17 protein-coding genes are annotated in these 18,485 nt (G+C 63.9%); 8 read left to right on the forward strand and 9 right to left on the reverse strand.

Annotation, left to right across the window (positions count from 1 at the left end):
• Positions 1-139: 139 nt before the first annotated feature.
• From AC0Z2B_RS19170 to AC0Z2B_RS19190, 5 genes are all read right to left on the reverse strand, one after another.
• Entirely contained in the window at positions 140-751 is a 612-nt protein-coding gene (locus tag AC0Z2B_RS19170; protein ID WP_476298747.1) for a heme acquisition protein HasA, read from the reverse strand.
• A 51-nt stretch (positions 752-802) separates the two neighbouring features.
• On the reverse strand, positions 803-1,432 hold the full coding sequence (locus AC0Z2B_RS19175) for a heme acquisition protein HasA (RefSeq protein WP_476298749.1): 630 nt from the start codon (positions 1,430-1,432) through the stop codon (positions 803-805).
• Positions 1,433-1,511: 79 nt separating this feature from the next.
• Positions 1,512-4,232: a TonB-dependent receptor gene (locus AC0Z2B_RS19180; RefSeq protein ID WP_476298751.1), complete on the reverse strand. Its 2,721-nt coding sequence runs from the start codon at positions 4,230-4,232 to the stop codon at positions 1,512-1,514.
• A gap of 106 nt (positions 4,233-4,338) precedes the next feature.
• Positions 4,339-4,527: a FecR/PupR family sigma factor regulator gene (locus AC0Z2B_RS19185; protein WP_476298753.1), complete on the reverse strand. Its 189-nt coding sequence runs from the start codon at positions 4,525-4,527 to the stop codon at positions 4,339-4,341.
• Positions 4,528-4,604: 77 nt separating this feature from the next.
• Positions 4,605-5,099, reverse strand: coding sequence for an RNA polymerase sigma factor (locus AC0Z2B_RS19190; RefSeq protein ID WP_476298755.1), 495 nt, complete (start codon positions 5,097-5,099; stop codon positions 4,605-4,607).
• A gap of 210 nt (positions 5,100-5,309) precedes the next feature.
• On the opposite strand from AC0Z2B_RS19190, the gene aroQ reads away from it, so the two are divergent.
• Both aroQ and AC0Z2B_RS19200 read left to right on the forward strand, forming a co-directional pair.
• Positions 5,310-5,756, forward strand: coding sequence for a type II 3-dehydroquinate dehydratase (gene aroQ, locus AC0Z2B_RS19195; RefSeq protein WP_416427011.1), 447 nt, complete (start codon positions 5,310-5,312; stop codon positions 5,754-5,756).
• A gap of 5 nt (positions 5,757-5,761) precedes the next feature.
• Positions 5,762-6,616 carry a shikimate dehydrogenase gene (locus AC0Z2B_RS19200; protein ID WP_416427012.1) on the forward strand — a complete coding sequence of 285 codons (855 nt, stop codon included), beginning with the start codon at positions 5,762-5,764 and terminating at the stop codon, positions 6,614-6,616.
• 67 nt (positions 6,617-6,683) lie between these two features.
• On the opposite strand, the gene AC0Z2B_RS19205 is transcribed toward AC0Z2B_RS19200, so the two are convergent.
• Positions 6,684-7,451 carry an IclR family transcriptional regulator domain-containing protein gene (locus tag AC0Z2B_RS19205; protein ID WP_476298758.1) on the reverse strand — a complete coding sequence of 256 codons (768 nt, stop codon included), beginning with the start codon at positions 7,449-7,451 and terminating at the stop codon, positions 6,684-6,686.
• A gap of 150 nt (positions 7,452-7,601) precedes the next feature.
• Here AC0Z2B_RS19205 and AC0Z2B_RS19210 point away from each other — a divergent pair, with 150 nt between their 5' ends.
• The 4 genes from AC0Z2B_RS19210 to AC0Z2B_RS19225 are packed head-to-tail and all read left to right on the forward strand — an operon-like array spanning position 7,602 to position 12,204.
• On the forward strand, positions 7,602-8,411 hold the full coding sequence (locus tag AC0Z2B_RS19210) for a shikimate dehydrogenase family protein (protein ID WP_476298760.1): 810 nt from the start codon (positions 7,602-7,604) through the stop codon (positions 8,409-8,411).
• Positions 8,412-8,421: 10 nt separating this feature from the next.
• On the forward strand, positions 8,422-10,143 hold the full coding sequence (locus AC0Z2B_RS19215) for an FAD-dependent oxidoreductase (RefSeq protein WP_476298762.1): 1,722 nt from the start codon (positions 8,422-8,424) through the stop codon (positions 10,141-10,143).
• A gap of 2 nt (positions 10,144-10,145) precedes the next feature.
• A complete protein-coding gene (locus AC0Z2B_RS19220) occupies positions 10,146-10,466 on the forward strand; it encodes an NIPSNAP family protein (RefSeq protein WP_473004558.1) in 321 nt (106 codons plus the stop codon).
• A 10-nt stretch (positions 10,467-10,476) separates the two neighbouring features.
• A complete protein-coding gene (locus tag AC0Z2B_RS19225) occupies positions 10,477-12,204 on the forward strand; it encodes an FAD-dependent oxidoreductase (RefSeq protein ID WP_476298765.1) in 1,728 nt (575 codons plus the stop codon).
• Here the strand turns inward: AC0Z2B_RS19225 and AC0Z2B_RS19230 are convergent.
• Together AC0Z2B_RS19230 and quiC are read right to left on the reverse strand one after the other, a co-directional pair.
• The gene (locus AC0Z2B_RS19230; protein WP_476298767.1) at positions 12,131-12,802 is read right to left on the reverse strand and encodes a TetR/AcrR family transcriptional regulator; all 672 of its coding nucleotides are present in this window, start codon (positions 12,800-12,802) and stop codon (positions 12,131-12,133) included. The two genes, AC0Z2B_RS19225 and AC0Z2B_RS19230, sit on opposite strands and share 74 nt — an antisense overlap.
• A gap of 111 nt (positions 12,803-12,913) precedes the next feature.
• Positions 12,914-14,824, reverse strand: a complete 1,911-nt coding sequence (gene quiC, locus AC0Z2B_RS19235) for a 3-dehydroshikimate dehydratase QuiC (RefSeq protein ID WP_416427019.1) — start codon at positions 14,822-14,824, stop codon at positions 12,914-12,916.
• 350 nt (positions 14,825-15,174) lie between these two features.
• On the opposite strand from quiC, the gene AC0Z2B_RS19240 reads away from it, so the two are divergent.
• Positions 15,175-16,491 (forward strand): MFS transporter, encoded by a 1,317-nt coding sequence (locus AC0Z2B_RS19240; RefSeq protein ID WP_476298769.1) that lies wholly within the window; start codon positions 15,175-15,177, stop codon positions 16,489-16,491.
• A gap of 133 nt (positions 16,492-16,624) precedes the next feature.
• On the opposite strand, the gene AC0Z2B_RS19245 is transcribed toward AC0Z2B_RS19240, so the two are convergent.
• Positions 16,625-17,401 (reverse strand): IclR family transcriptional regulator, encoded by a 777-nt coding sequence (locus tag AC0Z2B_RS19245; RefSeq protein WP_476298771.1) that lies wholly within the window; start codon positions 17,399-17,401, stop codon positions 16,625-16,627.
• 188 nt (positions 17,402-17,589) lie between these two features.
• Here AC0Z2B_RS19245 and AC0Z2B_RS19250 point away from each other — a divergent pair, with 188 nt between their 5' ends.
• Positions 17,590-18,411 carry an aldo/keto reductase gene (locus AC0Z2B_RS19250; protein WP_476298773.1) on the forward strand — a complete coding sequence of 274 codons (822 nt, stop codon included), beginning with the start codon at positions 17,590-17,592 and terminating at the stop codon, positions 18,409-18,411.
• Positions 18,412-18,485 lie beyond the last annotated feature (74 nt).

The raw sequence follows: 18,485 nt of genomic DNA on the forward strand, positions 1-18,485 counted from the left end.
GAGCGGCGTTGACGGCACGCCCGGCGTTCCCCACAATTCAGAAGCGCCATGACCCTGGCCTAGAGAACTCGGGTCACAGCGCTGTGTCAGCGGAGCGGGTGGGAGAGCAATCTTCCACTCGCTTTTTTACGCCTGCGGTTTAGGCGGCGAAGGCCCAGTCCCATTCGCTGCTGCCACCACCCGCCAGAGCCAAAGGCGGTGACGGTATCGCCACTGAAGGAGCGGCTGCCGCAACTTGGTCAAAGGTTGAGGCGGTTGAGAGGTTTAGCGAGTTCAACATCTTGTTTAGGATATTGTCCAAGAGATCAATCTTACCGGCAGCCAAACTGTTGATTAAGTTGTCAACTGGATTACCCCCACCTTCCACCCGCTCGGCCTTCACATCCAAACCACCGAATGACACGACATTTTCATTCAACAGATAATTCGACCTTCCCTCTAGCCCCTGACCTAGCTTGACAACATCCAGTTCTCCCCAGAAGAAGTCTCTGTATGTGGAGCCAGGTGCCAAATAATAATTTACCTCCCCTTTCAGCCCATTTGGGGTAGCGCTCTCCGCAATAATCGCAAATTCCGTAACCCTACTAACGATTGCATATTGATCGCCAACTAATGGAGTCTCCCGGCCGCTGAACCCCCCATTCACGACACCCCAACCAGAGCTTGTTACATATCCATCCTTCCACTCTTGCAAGTATTCAGCAATGGGCTTTGCCCCGATTTCAGAACCATATTTTATCGATAACGTCATGACCTAAAACTCCTTTAACTTTTTATTCATCATATTCTTGATGTTGACGCATTAAGCCGCGAAAGCCCAGTCCCACCAGGATTGCTCGGCGTTCGCCACGACCAGGTTCGGCAGGGCGACAGGTGCAGCTACCGGTGCCGCGGCGGCTACCTGGTCAAAGGTGGCGGTGGTGGACAGGTTGTACTCCGAGAGCAGTTTGTTGAGGGTTGCCTCCAGCGGGTCGGCGTTGCCGTTCATGAGGCCGTAGACGACTTCGTGGACGGGGTTGCCGGCGCGGCCTGCGCCTTCCGGGGCGGAGAGGTCGAGGCCGTTGAAGGAGACGTTGTTTTCGGCGAGGGAGAAGTGGGTGCCTTTGCCACCGGTGAGTCCTTGGCCGAGTTCAACGTTGTCCAGAGTCCCCCACAGGTAGTGGTTCATGTTGGGGTCGCCGCCACCAAACAGCTTGAACACGTAATTCAAGCCGTTCGAGGTGTTGCTTTCCGCAATCATCGCGTACTCGGAATCTTTTCCGCTTGTCCCGTATTGCTCCCCCTTGGTCGATGGAAATACGCCTGCGGTGTTGAAAGCACCGGTACTGGCTTTGCCATGGCCAGCCGTAGAGAAACCTGTTTCCCACGACTGTAGGTAATCACTGATCTTGGTGGCACCCAGATCGGCTTTGTAGTTAACTGAAATGCTCATATCATTACCTTCTTGGTTTTTAGCGGAATGAGCCGCTCCTTCTTTACCCAACACAGGGCAAATTCTTTACGAAAATATTTCAGAACACGTATTGCAACGTGCCCGTCAAAGTGCGACCGCGGGCTAGTGACAAGTGTTCAAAATCCGCTTTCGGCACAAAATAAGCTTCATCCGTGGCATTTTCCAACGCAAGCAATATGCTGGTATTTTTATTAACACTATATGTGCCGTACAAATCGTAAGCCACATACGACGGCCAGGCGGCCAGATCAAAAGTTCTTCGATCTGCGCCCTTATCCAGATCATCGCCATACCCGGCGCTATATCTAGCTCGAATACCTACATCCAGCTTGCGCTCAAAGAATCGGGCGCCCAAGGTCAATGAACCTCTATCAACTGGGCTAAAGGCAGCCGCGCCAATTATGAAATTGCAGCGAACCGTGTTATTCGCCGAGTGATCTTCGGCCCACTCATACAAACCACCGCCCTGAGGAGCTCGCCTTTTTTTTAGCGCACCACCGCGATAATACTCACGACCACAAAAATCGTTCTGCCCAATCATTCTTGTGTAAGTAAAACCAGCATAAACTCGTTCAAGATCGTAATCAACCTGATACTCAATCCCTCGATACTTCACTTGTTTCTGATTGTTAAGATTTACCAGATTTGCACCACTGCTCTGCGGCGAGGACCAACGTGGCACCACGCCCATCATCATGAACACCATGTCATCAATACGATTATCAAAATAGCTAACCTTCATGGCAAACCGGTCGTTAGCAATAAGCATCGACTCTTTGAATAAATTAACACCCACCTCCCAGCTTTTGGACGACTCGGGTTGAAGTGTCGGATTTGGAAAAAGCAGTGCGCTGCCGCCGCCCACGTGTGGAGCGCCAGACATGAGGACCTCGGTCACGGCTGGCGGCCGCCAGCCCTTTCCCCAGCTGCCATAAACCTGGGCCCACTCGACTCCCGGTTTTACCGCAACAAGAAGATTAGGTGACCATCGCCCGCCAGACAGGGCAACATTTTCCCGATATTCGACCGCGCGACCGGCCCACTTATGAATACCTTGGGACGGGTATTCCCAAATTCTTGAGTTTGCCTCTCCGTAGGTGCGGTAATAGTCGTAGCGCAACCCTCCTGTGACTACAAGCCAGTCATCATATGCGTAGTCGACTTTATTAAATACGCTGGTCATTGTGCGACGCCCTTCGGGCGTAGCTCCGATGATCACGGGTATAGAGTCTGAGTTTTTTGCAGGTTTCCACTCAGTGCTTGGAGACAACCTGTCATGAAAGACTTCCCCGCCCACAGCCCAGTTTGCCCTGCCCCAATGACCGAGGCCAAAGCGAGCTGTGTTTTCTGCCTGCAGCCCCCACGTCCGGGTATTGTATTGTGAATCAAAAGGAGCAATGTAGTTGCCCGACTCCTGCGAAGCTGGGTTACCTATACTCCAACGATCCAAACGGGTATCGACGTAATAGAGCTTCGCCTTTAGATCGACCAGCTCATCTTCCGGCGCATAGGTGTAGTCCAAGGCGTAATTTTGAGCGTTCATCCTGTCTCTGGTTAAACGCCTGTATCCCATAAAGGTTTTCCCTGTCATGGGCCCAGCCGACTGCCCGTCGGCACTACTGCGAAGATAGCTTGCCTGCAGACGTTGATCATGGGGCAGATTAAAACCAAACTTCATTAGCTGCGAACGAGTCGCCCCATCGGTAAAATCTACATCGCTTGCCAGCCACTCTTGAAATGTCTTTTCAGAAAACTCCCTGTTGCCCAACTGCTCCCCCAACCGCCGATCATTATTATTCCCCGCCCGATAATCCCCGAACCGCCGCTCACTCACCCCCAGCAAGATATCCCCACGCTCATCACCAATCGCCAACACCCCGCTGCCATTGAAGTGCGTGCCGTTGCCCAACTTGCCTATCCCGTGCCCCACCCGCACGCGGCCGCCGACGTCCTTGCCGTCCTGCAGGAAATCGCTGGCCTGGAACGTGCGAAACGTCGCGATGCCGCCCAGTACGCCTGCGCCACCCTGGCCGGCCTGGGTGCCTTTTTCGATATCGACGCCGGCCACCATCTCCGGGTCCACCAGGATCACGCCGTTGCGCTGCTGGTGGCCGCTGACGTTGAAGTTCTGGCGCATGCCGTCGATGTTCATGTTCACCCGGCCGTAGTCCTGGACGCCGCGGATGTTCACGGACAAGCCGGGGTCGCGCTGGTTGACGGCGGTGTAGACGCCGGTGCTTTCCTCGAGCATGTCGGCGCTGTGGCGGGGCGGGCGGTTGTCGATCATGCGGCGGCTGATGTGCGAGACGCCGCGCGGCTCGTGGTACACCCAGTCGCCAGCCTTGGCGGGGGTGTCGGCGTCGGCGCTGATGTCGATCATGTCCAGTTCCAGCGCACCACCGTCGACGGCGCCGGGGCGCGGCACCAGGCTGAGGTGGCCGTTTTCGCCGTGGCGCAGTATCAGCGGGTGGCCGCTGATGATCTGCTCCAGCGCCGCTTGCGCGGTGTAGCTGCCCTTGAGTGCGGTGCTGCGCAGGCCGGCCAGCAGGCGGTTGTCATACAGCAGCGTGACGCCGGTGCGCTGGACGAACTGCTCGACTGCCTGCTTCAGCGGCTGTTCGGGGATGTCGAAGGCCTGGGTACGCGACTGGGCGCTGGTGCCTCGGCGCTCGTCCGCGTACGCCAGCCCTTCCCCGGCCAGCAGCGTGAACAAGCCCATGTGGATGGCAAGTGCGAGCCGGCAGGTCGCCGGGGTTGCCTTGCGGTGGGTGACAGACATTGAGTTTCCCTTGTTGGCGGTTGCTTGTGATGAGAATGAATCTCGGTAGCAAGACGCTGCAGCGGGGAAAACTCAGTAAATTAATTTGTATCAGCCCGGGCGGGCGTCAATCCAATGCACCTAATGCCGCCCAGGTCTGCCGCGCGAACGCCAAGGCCTGGGCGTGCCGCGGGTCCTGGGCCAGCCATTGGGCGAGTTCGGCCTGCTCGACCGGGCTGAGTTCACCGGCCTGCTGGCGGACCAGCCAGCGGGCGGCGGTTGCAATCAGGTGCGGGGGCAGGGGCGCTGGGTTCACGGCAAGGCTCGGTGGTAGGCGAAGCCTCGACTATGCCACTGTCGCCCTACATTTGTCGTAGGGCATTTCCCACAGTCCTACTGCAAACGCTGCATGATCATGGCGAGTCCTTTTGCCAGATGCTTCTGCACGCAGCTGTCGGAAATTTCCATCCTGCAGGCAACCTCGGTGTGGGTCAGGCCTTCCAGGCGGTTCAGTTGCAGCACTTCGCGGGTGCGCGGCGGCAGGGCTTCAATGGCGTCGCGCAGGGCCTGGCGCTGCTGCTCGAACATGGCGCGGATTTCCACGCAGGCGTCGGGCGCCTCCAGGCTGGCGATCAGCTCGGGCGTCAGCGGCTGGGTGTTGCGCCGTTGCTGTTGGCGCAGGTGGTCCACCAGCAGGTTGCGGGCGGTGCGGTACAGGTAGGCCGGCGCTGGGCACGGCTTGCCCTGGCAGTGTTGCTCCACCAGGCGCAGGTAGGCGTCCTGGACCAGGTCTGCCGCCAATTGCGGGTCGCCCAGGCGCTGGGTGAGGTAGCCGCGCAGGGCCCGGGCATGGCCGAGATAGAGGCCCGAGAGTTCCGTATCCGACAACAACCGATTCCCTGGAGAGTGACGCATGAGGGCGGCATCTTAGGGCGTATCGCAAATGAGGATCAAACGTAACGCCATGTTGAATTGTGTCGGTTTGTCTGACGAGACATTCTCGGGCACAAATTAATTTGACCAAATTAACTGGTTAGTACAATTTATAGGCACCCTGCTTCACCGTCTCACACCAAAAATAACAAGGGAGAGTCCCCCATGAGCCGTACCGTACTGGTGCTCAACGGCCCTAACCTCAATATGCTCGGCACCCGCGAGCCCGCCACCTATGGCCGCGAAACCCTGGCCGACGTCTCTGCCCTGTGTGCCCGCACTGCCCAGGAGCGCGACCTTGTGGTCGAATTCCGCCAGAGCAACCATGAAGGCGAAGCCATCGACTGGATTCACCAGGCCCGCGGCCGCTGCGCAGCGATCGTGATCAACCCGGGTGCCTGGACCCACACCTCCATTGCCATTCGCGATGCCCTGACCGCCAGCGAACTGCCGGTGATCGAAGTGCACATCAGCAACGTGCACGCACGCGAATCGTTCCGCCACCACAGCTACATCTCCGGCATGGCCGTGGCGGTGCTGTGTGGCTTTGGCACCCATGGCTATCGGTTGGCGCTTGAACACGTCGGCCACCTGTTGAACAACAAGGGTTAACTCGCATGTCCCAGAACAAGAAAACCAGCGTACTGGCCGGCCTGATTGGCGCTGGCATCCAGGCCTCGCGCACCCCTGCCCTGCACGAGCGCGAAGGCGCCGCCCAGGACATCGGCTACCTGTACCGCCTGATCGACCTGGACCAACTGAAGCTCGACACCAGCCACCTGGAAGAACTGCTGACCGCCGCCCAGCGCATGGCCTACACCGGCCTGAACATCACCTTCCCGTGCAAGCAGGCGATCATTCCGCTGCTCGATGACCTGTCGCCCGAGGCCCGTGGCATCGGCGCGGTGAACACCGTGGTGCTCAAGGACGGCAAGCGCGTCGGCCACAACACCGACTGCCTGGGCTTCGCCGAAGGCTTCCGCCGTGGCATGGACGGCGCCGCACGCGAACGCGTGGTGCAGATGGGTGCCGGTGGCGCCGGTGCGGCCGTGGCCCACGCGCTGCTGATCGAGGGCGTGCAGCAGCTGACCATCTTCGACGTGGACGCCAGCCGCGCCCAGGACCTGGCCGACAACCTCAACCAGCACTTCCCGGGCAACCGCGCCCGTGCCGGCAGCGACCTGGCCGCCGCCATGAACGAGGCCGACGGCATGGTCAACACCACGCCCATGGGCATGGCCAAGCTGCCGGGCATGCCGGTGCCGGCCGAGCTGCTGCGCAAGGACCTGTGGGTAGCCGAGATCGTCTACTTCCCGCTGGAAACCGAGCTGCTGCGCACCGCCCGTGCCCTGGGCGCGCGCACCCTGGACGGCGGCACCATGGCGGTGTTCCAGGCGGTGAAGGCGTTCGAGCTGTTCAGCGGCATCGTGCCGGATGCCGATCGCATGACGGCGCATTTCAACAGCATGTAAGCCCCTGACGCGGCCTGCGGCCGCTGCTACGAAATCCCGTAGCAGCGGCCGTAGGCCGCGTCCAGCCTCACAACACCGGCCGCAGCAGCGCCTGGGCTTCGTACAGCGCCGGCAGGTAGCGCTGCTGCATGGCCTGGGTGCTCAGCCGGGCCACCTGGGTAGTGATCGACAGGCTCGCCTTCAGCTCCCCCTTGCGGTCGCGCAGCGGCACGCTCAGCACCGCCATCCCCACCTCGTATTCCTGGTCCACGCAGCAGAAACCCTGCTCGCGCACCCGCGCCAATTCCTCCTGCAAGGCCGCCACGCTGGTCCGGGTGTAAGGCGTCAGCGCGCGCAGTTCCACGCCATCCAGGTAGGCTTGCAGCTCGTCGGGCTCCAGTGTCGCCAACCACACGCGGCCGCTGGCCGTGCAATACAGCGGCAGGCGCGAGCCCGGCCGGATCGACAGCGACGACACATGGCTGTAGCGGCTGCGCACCACGTGGATGATGTCATCACCGTCGCGCACGCCCACCGACACGTGTTCCTGGGTAGTACGCGCCACCTGCTCGACGATGGGCCGCAGCATGCGCGGCAGCTGCGCCGAGTCGACATAGGCCTGGCCGATGCGCAAGGCCTTGGCAGTGAGCCAGTAGTGACGGCCATCGGTTTCGACGAACCGCTCGTGCACCAACGTCAGCAGGAAGCGCCGCGTTGCACTCTGGGTCAGCCCCGACAGGCTGGCCGCCAACGGCACGGTCAGGCGCGGGTGGTCTTCGCTGAACAGCTGCATCAAGGCCAGGCCCTTCTGCAGCCCGGCGATCAGGTCACGATCATGAATGGTCGGTTGCTTCATCACGGCCCCGGCAGGAATTATCGGTTGATAGTGCGATTATCGCAGTGCCCCCGCGATTAACAACCGAAACCGCGTTCTGCCGCGTTGTCGCCCTCTGCCGCCCGCCGCACCATGGCCTGACAACAACAGGCAACGGTCCAGGAGATCGACATGATTCGCGGCTCGACGCAGCTGGTGGCCATTCTCGGCACGCCCATCGCCCAGGTTAAATCCCCGGAAAACTTCAACCGCTGGTTCGCCGACAACGACCGCGACATTGCCATGCTGCCGGTGGACATGGGCGCCGACGCACTGCCAGCGTTTATCCACACCCTGCGCGGCTGGCACAACCTGCGCGGGTGCGTGGTGACGGTGCCGTACAAGCAGGCCGTGGCACCGCTGCTGGACGCCCTGACCGAACGCGCCGCCGCGCTGGGCATGGCCAATGTGATCCGCCGTGAAGCCGACGGCCGGCTGGTGGGCGACCACCTGGACGGCACCGGTTTCCTCAAGGCCGCCGCCGCCCACGGTTTCCAGGCCGCCGGCAAGCGCGCGCTGGTGGTGGGTGCCGGCGGCGTCGGCGCGGCCATTGCCTATGCGCTGGCCGAAGCCGGCCTGGCGCAGCTGGTGATCGCCGACGTGCGTGCCGCCCAGGTGGACGTGCTGCGCGGCATCCTGCTCAAGGCCTTCCCGGGCCTGGACGTGCAAGCCACCTACACTGACCTGAGCGCCTTCGACCTGGTGGTCAACGCCACCCCGGTCGGCATGGGCGACACCGGGCAGATGGCGCTCCCCGCCGAGCAGCTGGCCACCTTGCCCAGCGCCGCGCTGGTGGCCGACGTGGTGACATCGCCGCAGATCACCCCGCTGCTGGCCCAGGCCCGCGCCCAGGGCTGCCGCATCCAGACCGGCCCGGAGATGGCCCGCGCGCAGATGGGCAACCTCGGCGCCTTCATGGGCGTGACGCCCGAAGACGCCTGAGGAACCCGCCATGAACGCAGCTGTACAACCCTGGACACACGCCTTCGACCTGGTGGTGCTGGGCAGCGGTGCCGCCGGTTTCGCCGCCGCCACCACTGCCGCCTGCCGTGGCCTGAGCGTGCTGCTGGTGGAAAAGGCCGAGACCTTCGGCGGCACCTCGGCGATCTCCGGCGGCGCGGTGTGGGTGCACGGCAGCGACCAGGCCCGCGCCGCCGGCGTGCAGGACAGCGCCGAGGCAGTGCGCACCTACCTCAAACGCACCATCGGCCCCGGCTACCGCGCCGAACTGATCGAGGCCTACATCGAACGCGGCGCCGAAGCCCTGCGCTACCTGGAACAGCACAGCGAACTGCGATACGCCCTGCGGCCGTTCTCACCCGATTACTACCCCGACGAGCCGGGCGCCACCGACACCGGCCGGGCGCTGGAGATGGTGGAATACGACGGCCGCCGTCTGGGCCCGGCGTTCAAGCACCTGCGCAAGCCCACGCCAGGCATGCTGCTGTTCGGCGGCATGATGGTGAACCGCGTGGACATTCAGCACTTCCTGAGTTTCCGCCGCTCGCCGCGCTCGCTGTGGCATTGCCTGAAGCTGATGACGCGCTACGGCCGCGACCGCCTCAGCCATGAACGTGGCACCCGGCTTACCGTGGGCAACGCGCTGATCGCGCGGCTGGCCACCACGGCCTTCGACAAGGGCGTGCAACTGTGGCTCAAGGCCCAGGCCACCCAGCTGGTGACCAACGGTGGCGCAGTCACCGGCCTGATGATTCGCTACAACGGCCAGGACCTGCGGGTGCAGGCCCGTGCCGGCGTGGTGTGCGCGGCCGGTGGCTTTGCCGCGGCCGCCGACGCCGGCCAGCGCCGCCCTGCCACCGGCCCTGGGCACCTGAGCATGTCGCCCGCTGGCAACAGCGGCGACAGCCAGGCCCTGGCCACTGCCGTGGGCGCCCGCCTGGGCGAAGGCCTGGCGGCGGACTTCTTCTGGGCGCCGGTGTCGCAGCTGCGCCGCGCCAATGGCGAGACCGAGCGCTTCCCGCACCTGGTCACCGACCGCGCCAAGCCCGGCATCATCGCCGTGAACCGCCACGGGCAGCGCTTCGTCAACGAGGCGAATTCGTACCACAGCTTCGTCCAGGCCATGCAGCAGGACGGCAACGCGCCGTGCTGGCTGATCGCCGATGCCCAGGCCATGAACGCCTACGGGATGGGCCTGGCCCGGCCGCGGCCTGTGGATAACAGCGCCTTGATCGACGCCGGCTACCTGCACCGCGCCGACAGCGCCGAACAACTGGCACGGCAGATAGGCATCGACCCCGCCGGGCTCGCCGCCACCCTGCGCCAGCACAACGCCGACGCCCTGACCGGCACAGACACTGCGTTCGCCAAGGGCGGCAACAGTTACAACCGCTCCCTGGGCGACCCGCACCACGGCCCCAACCCATGCCTGGCACCGCTAACCCGCGCGCCCTGGTACGCCATTCGCGTGGAGACCGGCGACCTGGGCTCGGCGCGCGGGCTGGTCACCGACGCCAACGCAAACGTCCTCGACCGCCAGGGCCAGCCCATCGCCGGGCTGTACGCCGCCGGCAATGACATGAACTCGATCATGGACGGCACCTACCCCGGGCCCGGCATCACCATCGGCCCGGGCCTGACCTTCGGCTACATCGCCGCTACCCACGCCGCCGCGCGCCTGCGCGCCGGCCACACCACCCCAATCGAGGCTTGACCATGTTCTACGAACTGCGCACCTACACCCTCAAACCCACCAAGCTGGCCGACTGGCTGGCGCTGTACCAGAGCGACGCGCTGGCGGTGCAGACCGAGCACCTGGGCCAACTGGTGGGCTTCTTCACCACCGAGATCGGCGACGTGAACCAGGTTGTGCACATCTGGGCCTGGGAAAGCCTGGACGACCGCATGGCCCGCCGCACCGCCATGGCCGCCGACAGCCGCTGGATGGAGTTCAGCCGCAAGAACAAGGAGCTGGACGCGGTGGTGAAGCTGGAGTCGCGGATGATGCGGCCGACCGCGTTCTCGCCGCTTAAATAAAGGGCCTGCCATGAACGCCTCCGACAATTTTGACTGCGACGTACTGGTCATCGGCTCGGGGGCTGCCGGCCTTGCCGCTGCCGTGACCGCCGCCCATGCCGGGCTCAAGGTGATCGTCGCCGAGAAGCACCATCAACTGGGCGGCACCAGCGCCTGGTCCGGCGGCTGGTTGTGGATACCGGGCAACCCGCTGGCCGTGGCCGACGGCCAGGTGGAAGCGCCCGGCGCGGTGGAAGCCTACCTGCGCCAGCAATTACACACCGAGGTGCTGGGCGAGCGTCTTCAAGCCTACCTGCGCCATGGGCCGGCGATGGTCGACTTCTTCCAGCGCCACACCCAGGTGCAGTTCTATTCCGGCAGCCGCATGCCCGACATGCATGCAGGCCCGGGCGCTGCCAGTGGTGGGCGTTCACTGTGCGCACAGCCCTTCGATGGCCGGCTGCTGGGCGATTGCTTGCCCAGGCTGCGGCCGCCGCTGGGGCTGATCAGCCTGGGCGGCATGGGCATCGCCGGTGGCGCTGACCTGGCGCATTTCTTCAACGCCACGCGCTCGCTGCGGTCGGCCGTCTACGTAGCGGGCCGCTTGCTGCGGCATTGGCGCGACCGCCTGCTGCACGGCCGCGGCCTGCACCTGGTAAACGGTAATGCGCTGGTGGCCCGGCTGCTGCGCAGTGCCCTGGACCTGGGGGTGGAGCTGCACACCGAGGCGCCCGCGCTCAGCCTGCTGTACGACGGTGCGCGGGTAGTGGGTGCGCAGTTGCCCAACCGCCAGCTGCGCGCGCGGCGTGGCGTGGTGCTGGCGGCGGGCGGCTTCGCCCATGACGCCGGGCGCATCGCGGCGACGTTCGGGCACGCCAACCACCTGTCGGCCGCGCCTGTGGCAAACACCGGCGACGGCCTGCGCCTGGGCGAACAGGCGGGCGGCGCAGTCCCGCCGCTGGCCCACGCGGCGGCCTGGGCACCGGTGTCGAAAACCGCCAACGGCGCCTTTCCACACCTGCTGGACCGCGCCAAGCCCGGTTTCATCGCCGTGCTCGACAACGGCCAGCGCTTCACCAACGAGGCCGATTCCTACCACGACTTCATGCAGGCGCTGTTCGCTCACGCGCCCAACCCGCGCACGCCCCACTGCTGGCTGATCTGCGACCACAAGGCCCAGCGCCGCTACGGCCTGGGCTCGGCGCGACCGTTCCCGTTCGTGAACCGGCGGCTACGACGCGAAGGGTACCTGCTCAAGGGCCGCACCCTGGCCGAACTGGCCGGGCGCTGTGGCATCGACGCGCAGCAACTGCAGCGCACTGTGGATAACTTCAACGCCGGCGCCCGGGGCGGCCGCGACCCTGCCTTCGGGCGCGGCGCGTCGGCCTACAACCGCGCCCAGGGCGAAGCGCTGCACGGCCCCAACCCGTCGCTGGGCGAGCTGGCCCGTGGGCCGTTCTATGCGGTAAAGCTGGAACCCGGCAGCCTGGGCACGTTCACGGGCCTGGCCACCGACGCCCGTGCCCGCGTGCTGGGTGCACAAGGGCAGGTTATCGACGGGCTTTATGCGGTGGGCAATGACATGTCCAGCATCATGGGCGGCCATTACCCCAGTGGCGGCATCACCCTGGGGCCGGCGCTGACCTTCGGCCACATCGCCGGCCTGGACCTGGCCCGGCCGGAGGTCAGGGTTGCAGGTAACGCAGCACCGTCTCCACGATCATCTCGCGATGACGCACCTTGTGCGCTTCCTCGCTGAAGTCGATCTGGAAGATCTCGCCGAAGGTGTGCTTGTTGGACACGCGGTAGAAGCAGAACGAGCTGATCAGCAGGTGCACGTCCAGCGCGGCCAGCCCCTGGCGGAACAGCCCGGCCTTGGCACCGCGTTCCAGCACTTCGTCGAGGGCATGCAGCACGGTCTTGTTCATCGCGCGAATCGCCGAGGATTGCTTGATGAACTCGCCTTTGTGCATGTTTTCGTTACAAACGATGCGGACGAAATCGACGTTGCGGTCGTGGTGGTCGAAGGTGAATTCCACCAGGCGGCGGATACCTTCGCGCGGCTCCAGCTCGCCCAGATGCAGGTCCACCTCGGTGCTGCGGATGTCGCCGTAGAGTTTTTCCAGCACCTCGACGTACAACTGCTCCTTGCTGCCGAAGTAGTAGTAGATCATGCGCTTGGAGGTTTGCGTGCGCTCGGCAATGGCGTCTACCCGTGCACCCGCCAGGCCCTGCTGGACGAACTCGGCGATTGCCGCCTGGAGAATGTTCTCGCGGGTTTTCTCGGGGTTGTTCTTGCGGCTCTTGCGTGGTTGCGCTTCGGCGGTGTCCACGGAGCGTTCTGTCATTGTTGTCATTCTGGGCTCACGGCCATCGTTAAACAGCGGCAATTATGGAGCGGCCAGCGCGGCGAAGGAAGCCTGCAAGCCTTGGTATACAACCAAAGGCTTGCAGTTATCTACAAATGGTTACAGTTTGGCGTGGCGGACACCCTTGTTACGCGCCTTGGCCATGGCAGCCAGGCGCACCGCCACGTTAGCCGCGCCATAGCCGGCATAACCATTGCGACGCTGGATGATTTCGAAGAAGAAGCGGTCTTCGAAGGGTTCGGTGTACACGTGGAACAGCTCGCCGCCGTTGGCGTCACGGTCGTAGAGCACGTTGTAGTAGGCCAGCTCGCTGAGGAATTCGTCGTCGAAGTCGAAGCGCGCGGCCAGGTCGTCATAGTAGTTCAGCGGGATGTCCAGCAGCGCCAGTCCGGCTTCCTTGGCCTTGGTGACGGCGGCAAAAATGTCGTCGCAGTCGAAGGCGATGTGGTGCACGCCCGAGCCACGGTAGGTGGACAGCGCGTGGGAAATGGCCGTGTTGCGGTTTTCCGAGATGTTCAGCGGCAGGCGGATGGAGCTGTCGCGGCTGCGGATGGCGCGGCTTTTCACCAGGCCGTAAGGGTCGGGCAGCACCACTTCGTCGTCGGCGGTGAAGTCCAGCAGGCTCTTGTAGAACAGCGTCCAGTTGTCGAGGTTGTCCGGCGGCAGCGCCATGGCCATGTGGTCGATGCGCTTGAGGCCCAGCGGGCTTGGCTTGACCTCCTGGATGCTGAAGTCGGTGTCGTAGATGGTGCGGCCCTGGTCGTCCTGGTCCACCAGGTAGATCAGGCTGCCATCGGGGGCACGCACGGCGGCCAGTTCACGCTCGTTGGGGCCTACCAGGCCACGGAACGGCTGGCCCTTGTAGGCCACGGCGCGCTCCAGCGCCTTGGCGCTGTCCTTCACGCGGATGGCGGTGGCGCACAGCGACGGGCCGTGGGACTCGAAGAAGTTGTGGGCGAACGAGTACGGCTCGGAGTTGAGGATCAGGTTGATGTCACCCTGGCGCATCAGGCTCACGGCCTTGGACTTGTGCTGGCCGGCCTTGGCGAAGCCCAGTTGCTCCAGCCAGGTGCCCAGCTTGGCGCCCTGGGCTTCGTCCACCGCGAACTCCAGGAACTCGACGCCATCGTACTGATCGGCCTCGGGCGGCGAGAACAGGATGTCCAGGTTCGGCACCGGGGTGCTTTCCTTTTCCAGCAGCTTGCGGGTCTTCTCTTCAAGGTACAGCAGCGAACGCAGGCCGTCGGCGGCGTTGGCACGCGGCGGCGCGGCGCGGAACCCGTCGTTGAAGATTTCCAGCGACAGCGGGCCGGTGTAGCCCGACTTGATGATGGGTGCCAGGAAGCCCGGCAGGTCGAACTCGCCCTGGCCCGGGAAGCAGCGGAAGTGGCGGCTCCACTCCAGCACGTCCATGTTCAGGATCGGCGCGTCGGCCATCTGCACGAAGAAGATCTTGTCGCCCGGGATGTCGGCGATGGCCGCCGGGTCGCCCTTCAGCGACAGGGTGTGGAAGCTGTCCAGCAGCACGCCCAGGTTGGGATGGTCGGCGGTTTTGACGATATCCCACACCTGCTGGTAGGTGTTGACGTGCTTGCCCCAGGCCAGGGCCTCGTAGCCGATGCGCAGGTCGCGCTTGCCAGCGTGCTCGGCCAGCAGGTGCAGGTCGTCGATCAGGATCTGGCGGTCGCCCACCGAGTCGGCCGAAGCGTTGCTGCACACCAACACCAGGTCGGTGCCCAGTTCCTGCATCAGGTCGAACTTGCGCTCGGCCCGGTCGAGGTTGCGGGCCAGGCGGTCGCGGCGGCAGCCTTCGAAATCACGGAAGGGTTGGAACAGGGTGATGGCGATGCCCAGATCGGCGCACATCTGGCGGATCTCACGGGGGCTGCCGTCGTAGTACAGGAGGTCGTTTTCGAAGATCTCGACGCCGTCGAAACCCGCCGCGGCGATGGCTTCGAGTTTTTCCGGCAGGGTACCGCTCAGGGAGACGGTGGCAATCGAACGATGCATGGTTCAGCTCCATGGGGCCGCCGACAGGGCACTTCACGGGTGCGCATCTGGGCAGCTGACCGGTGTCCGTCGCGAGCGTCAGGCGCGCCTGCAACGGGTTGAAAGAATTCTTGGAAGCTAATTTATACCGCAAATTTGACGCGTACGAACCAGTTAGTTTTGTGTGCGATTATCGACCGGAAAGCGGCCTCTTCAATTGACGATTTTTCGGCTGATCGCCAACATCCCAACCCCCATTGAAGTCCGTCACGCGGCCAAAAGCCAACCGACAAGTGAAACTGAATGTCTTATACCCACAGACCTTCAGCGCAGCGCTACTCCATAAAAATTTCAAGAATCGGGTAACTCACATGCACGCTGTAAATGCTCTCGTGCCTCGCCATGCCAGCATGGGCGAGAAAATCCGCGGTGCCCTGGCCGTGGGCAAGACCCGCTGGGGCATGCTCGCCCTGGTGTTCTTCGCCACCACCCTGAACTACATCGACCGCGCCGCCCTGGGCGTGATGCAGCCTATCCTGGCCAAGGAAATGAGCTGGACGGCGATGGACTACGCCAACATCAACTTCTGGTTCCAGGTGGGCTACGCCATCGGCTTCGTGCTGCAGGGCCGGCTGATCGACAAGGTCGGGGTCAAGCGCGTGTTCTTCTGCGCGGTGCTGCTGTGGAGCCTGGCCACCGGCCTGCACGGCCTGGCGACCTCCGCCGTCGGCTTCATGGTATGCCGCTTCATCCTCGGCCTGACCGAAGCCGCCAACTACCCGGCCTGCGTGAAGACTACGCGCCTGTGGTTCCCGGCCGGCGAGCGCGCCGTGGCCACCGGCATCTTCAACGCCGGCACCAACGTCGGCGCGATGATCACCCCGGTGATGCTGCCGTTGATCCTCACCGTGTGGGGCTGGCAGGCGGCGTTCATCTGCATGGCCTGCCTGGGCCTGACCTGGGTGGTGTTCTGGGGCCTGAAGTACTACAACCCCGAAGACCACCCGCGGGTGAAGCAGAGCGAGCTTGAGTACGTACAAGGCGAGCCGGAGCCGGCCCAGCAGGCGGTGCCGTTCCACCGCATCCTGCGCATGCGCGGCACCTGGGCCTTCGCCCTGGCCTACTCGATCACCGCGCCGGTGTTCTGGTTCTACCTGTACTGGCTGCCGCCGTTCCTGAACCAGCAATACCAGCTGGGCATCAACGTGACCCAGATGGGCATCCCGCTGATCATCATCTACCTGAGCGCTGACTTTGGCAGCGTCGGCGGCGGCATCCTGTCGTCGTTCCTGATCGGCCGTGGCGTGTCGCCGGTGAAGGCGCGGCTGACCTCGATGCTGATGTTCGCCCTGTGCATCATCGCCGTGGTGGGTGCTGCGGGCACCAGCAACCTGTGGGTGGCGGTGCTGGCGATTTCCCTGGCGATCGCCGCGCACCAGGCCTGGACCGCGAACATCTGGGCGGTGGTGATGGACTACACGCCCAAGCACATGATGAGCACGGTGTTCGGCTTCGGCGGCATGTGCGCCGCGGTGGGCGGCATGTTCATGACCCAGATCGTGGGCTACATCCTGACCGTGACCAACAACAACTACCACGTGTTGTTCATGATCATCCCGGGCATGTACTTCATCGCCTTGGCCTGGCTGTACCTGATGGCCCCGCGCAAGGTGCCCGTAGTCGATTGAGCCACACCACTGCGTAGCCGCTGCCGCCAGGCTGCGCTGGCCCTATGCCTCGCTGGAGATCTTCAGCGTAATTGAGGGCCAGCGCAGCCTGTCGGCAGCGGCTACGGACCGGCGGCGTGGCAATGATCCAGGGTTAGCTGAACAACTCGGACGCCGGGCTGGCGCCAGACAGCTCTTCAGCCGCCGCCAATAAGGCAACCGACAGCTCCTGCAAACGCCCCTCGCTCAACCGCGCCGTCGGCCCAGCCACGCTTAACACCCCCACCACCTGGCCATCCACTGGCCGGCGCACCACGGCGGCAATGGCCGAGGTGCCGACCGCCGAGCTTTCCATCACCAGCGAATACCCCCGCGAACGCGCCTGCTCCAAATGTTGCAGCAACTCGGTGTTGGATTTCGGCGCGTTCGGCCCGAACTCCGCCGGGTCGGCGATGCCCTGCTGTTCCACCAGCGCCAACGCCTGGGCGTCGCTCATGCTGGCCAGCCAGGCATGCCCGGAGGCGGTGTAGAACAGCGGCGCGTCGCGGCCCATTTCCGGGTCGTAGCGCAGGCCGGACCGCGCGCCCTGGGACTTGGCGATCCAGGTCTGGCGGTCACCGTCGATCACCCCCAGGCGCACCAGCTCGCCGGTGTGCTGCGCCAGCCGGTCGAGGATCGGCTGGACGATATCGGCGCCGCTGCTGGCCAGGTAGCGGAAACCCATGGCCACCAGCTTGGTGGACAGGTGATAGCGGCTGTTGTCCGGGTTCTGGCGCACGTAGCCCAAGCGCATCAGCTCGCCGAGCATGCGGTGGGTGGCGCTCTTGGGGATGTCCAGTTGCTCGGCCAGGGTTTGCATGGGCAAGCCGCGAGGGTCGCTGGTGAGGCTTTCCAGAAGGCTGAAAGCGCGTTCGATCTGACTGCCGGCCATGGTCGTGGGTCCTGGTAAAAGTGTGGCGATTCTAGCCACGGGCGGACGAAGCGCAACCATTGTCCGATCTTCGCCCAACTTCGGCGCCGCACCCCTTGGCCTGGCGGGAAACCCGGCCATAGAATGTGGAACTTGATTCCAGAATATTACATAACCCGTCAGCAAAAACGAATGCAGGGAGATTGCGCATGCAGAGCATCACCAACCGTCACGGGCTGAACATGCCCAAGCTGGGCCTGGGCACCTGGCCCATGGTCGGCGAGGAATGTACCGCCGCCGTGGTGCAGGCGCTGGAGGTGGGCTACCGGCACATCGACACCGCCGCCGGTTACAACAACGAAGACGCGGTGGGCAAGGCCCTGGTGCAGTCTTCGGTGCCCCGCGAGCAGATCCACGTCACCAGCAAGGTGTGGTGGGACAAGCTGGCCCCGGCCGACATGCGCCAATCCTTCGACAACACCCTGAAGGCGCTGCAAAGCGACTACGTCGACCTGTTCATGATTCACTGGCCGACCAAGGACTGGTACCTGGAACGCACCATCGAGACCCTGGTGTCGTTCAAGGAAGACGGCCGCGCGCGCAACATCGGCGTGGCCAACTTCCCGCTGCCGCTGCTGACCCGGGTGCTGGAAGAACTGGGCGCGCCGCTGTCGGTGCTGCAGGTGGAATACCACGTGACCCTGGACCAGACGCCGCTGCTGCAACTGGCGCGCAAGCACGACATGGCCCTGACCGCCTACAGCCCGATCGTGCGCAACCGCGTGTCGGACATTCCCCAGCTGCAGGCCATCGCCGAGAAACACGGCGTGCTGCCGACCCAGGTGGCGCTGAACTGGCTGCTGGACCAGGACGGCGTGGCCGCCATCCCGAAGGCCGCGAGCAAGGCCAACCAGCTGAGCAACCTGGCGTCGCTGCAGGTGCCGCTGGATGACGAGGACCGCCGGATCATTGCCGCGCTGCCGAAAGACCAGCGCCTGGTGAGCCCACCGTTCGCCCCGCAGTGGGATTAAACTGCCCCCGTTCCCCCGTAGCAGCGGCCGCCCGGCCCGGGCTAGGCACCCAGCCGGGCGGGGGGCGCGTGCGC

Source organism: Pseudomonas sp. GYB4201 (assembly GCF_056312595.1).

What these genes read in the sequence shown, in the direction of transcription:
- AC0Z2B_RS19170 (WP_476298747.1), bottom strand. Translation starts at nt 751, where the DNA reads ATGACGTTATCGATAAAATATGGTTCTGAAATCGGGGCAAAGCCCATT.
- AC0Z2B_RS19175 (WP_476298749.1), bottom strand. Translation starts at nt 1,432, where the DNA reads ATGAGCATTTCAGTTAACTACAAAGCCGATCTGGGTGCCACCAAGATC.
- AC0Z2B_RS19180 (WP_476298751.1), bottom strand. Translation starts at nt 4,232, where the DNA reads ATGTCTGTCACCCACCGCAAGGCAACCCCGGCGACCTGCCGGCTCGCA.
- aroQ (WP_416427011.1), top strand. Translation starts at nt 5,310, where the DNA reads ATGAGCCGTACCGTACTGGTGCTCAACGGCCCTAACCTCAATATGCTC.
- AC0Z2B_RS19200 (WP_416427012.1), top strand. Translation starts at nt 5,762, where the DNA reads ATGTCCCAGAACAAGAAAACCAGCGTACTGGCCGGCCTGATTGGCGCT.
- AC0Z2B_RS19205 (WP_476298758.1), bottom strand. Translation starts at nt 7,451, where the DNA reads ATGAAGCAACCGACCATTCATGATCGTGACCTGATCGCCGGGCTGCAG.
- AC0Z2B_RS19210 (WP_476298760.1), top strand. Translation starts at nt 7,602, where the DNA reads ATGATTCGCGGCTCGACGCAGCTGGTGGCCATTCTCGGCACGCCCATC.
- AC0Z2B_RS19215 (WP_476298762.1), top strand. Translation starts at nt 8,422, where the DNA reads ATGAACGCAGCTGTACAACCCTGGACACACGCCTTCGACCTGGTGGTG.
- AC0Z2B_RS19220 (WP_473004558.1), top strand. Translation starts at nt 10,146, where the DNA reads ATGTTCTACGAACTGCGCACCTACACCCTCAAACCCACCAAGCTGGCC.
- AC0Z2B_RS19225 (WP_476298765.1), top strand. Translation starts at nt 10,477, where the DNA reads ATGAACGCCTCCGACAATTTTGACTGCGACGTACTGGTCATCGGCTCG.
- AC0Z2B_RS19230 (WP_476298767.1), bottom strand. Translation starts at nt 12,802, where the DNA reads ATGACAACAATGACAGAACGCTCCGTGGACACCGCCGAAGCGCAACCA.
- quiC (WP_416427019.1), bottom strand. Translation starts at nt 14,824, where the DNA reads ATGCATCGTTCGATTGCCACCGTCTCCCTGAGCGGTACCCTGCCGGAA.
- AC0Z2B_RS19240 (WP_476298769.1), top strand. Translation starts at nt 15,175, where the DNA reads ATGCACGCTGTAAATGCTCTCGTGCCTCGCCATGCCAGCATGGGCGAG.
- AC0Z2B_RS19245 (WP_476298771.1), bottom strand. Translation starts at nt 17,401, where the DNA reads ATGGCCGGCAGTCAGATCGAACGCGCTTTCAGCCTTCTGGAAAGCCTC.
- AC0Z2B_RS19250 (WP_476298773.1), top strand. Translation starts at nt 17,590, where the DNA reads ATGCAGAGCATCACCAACCGTCACGGGCTGAACATGCCCAAGCTGGGC.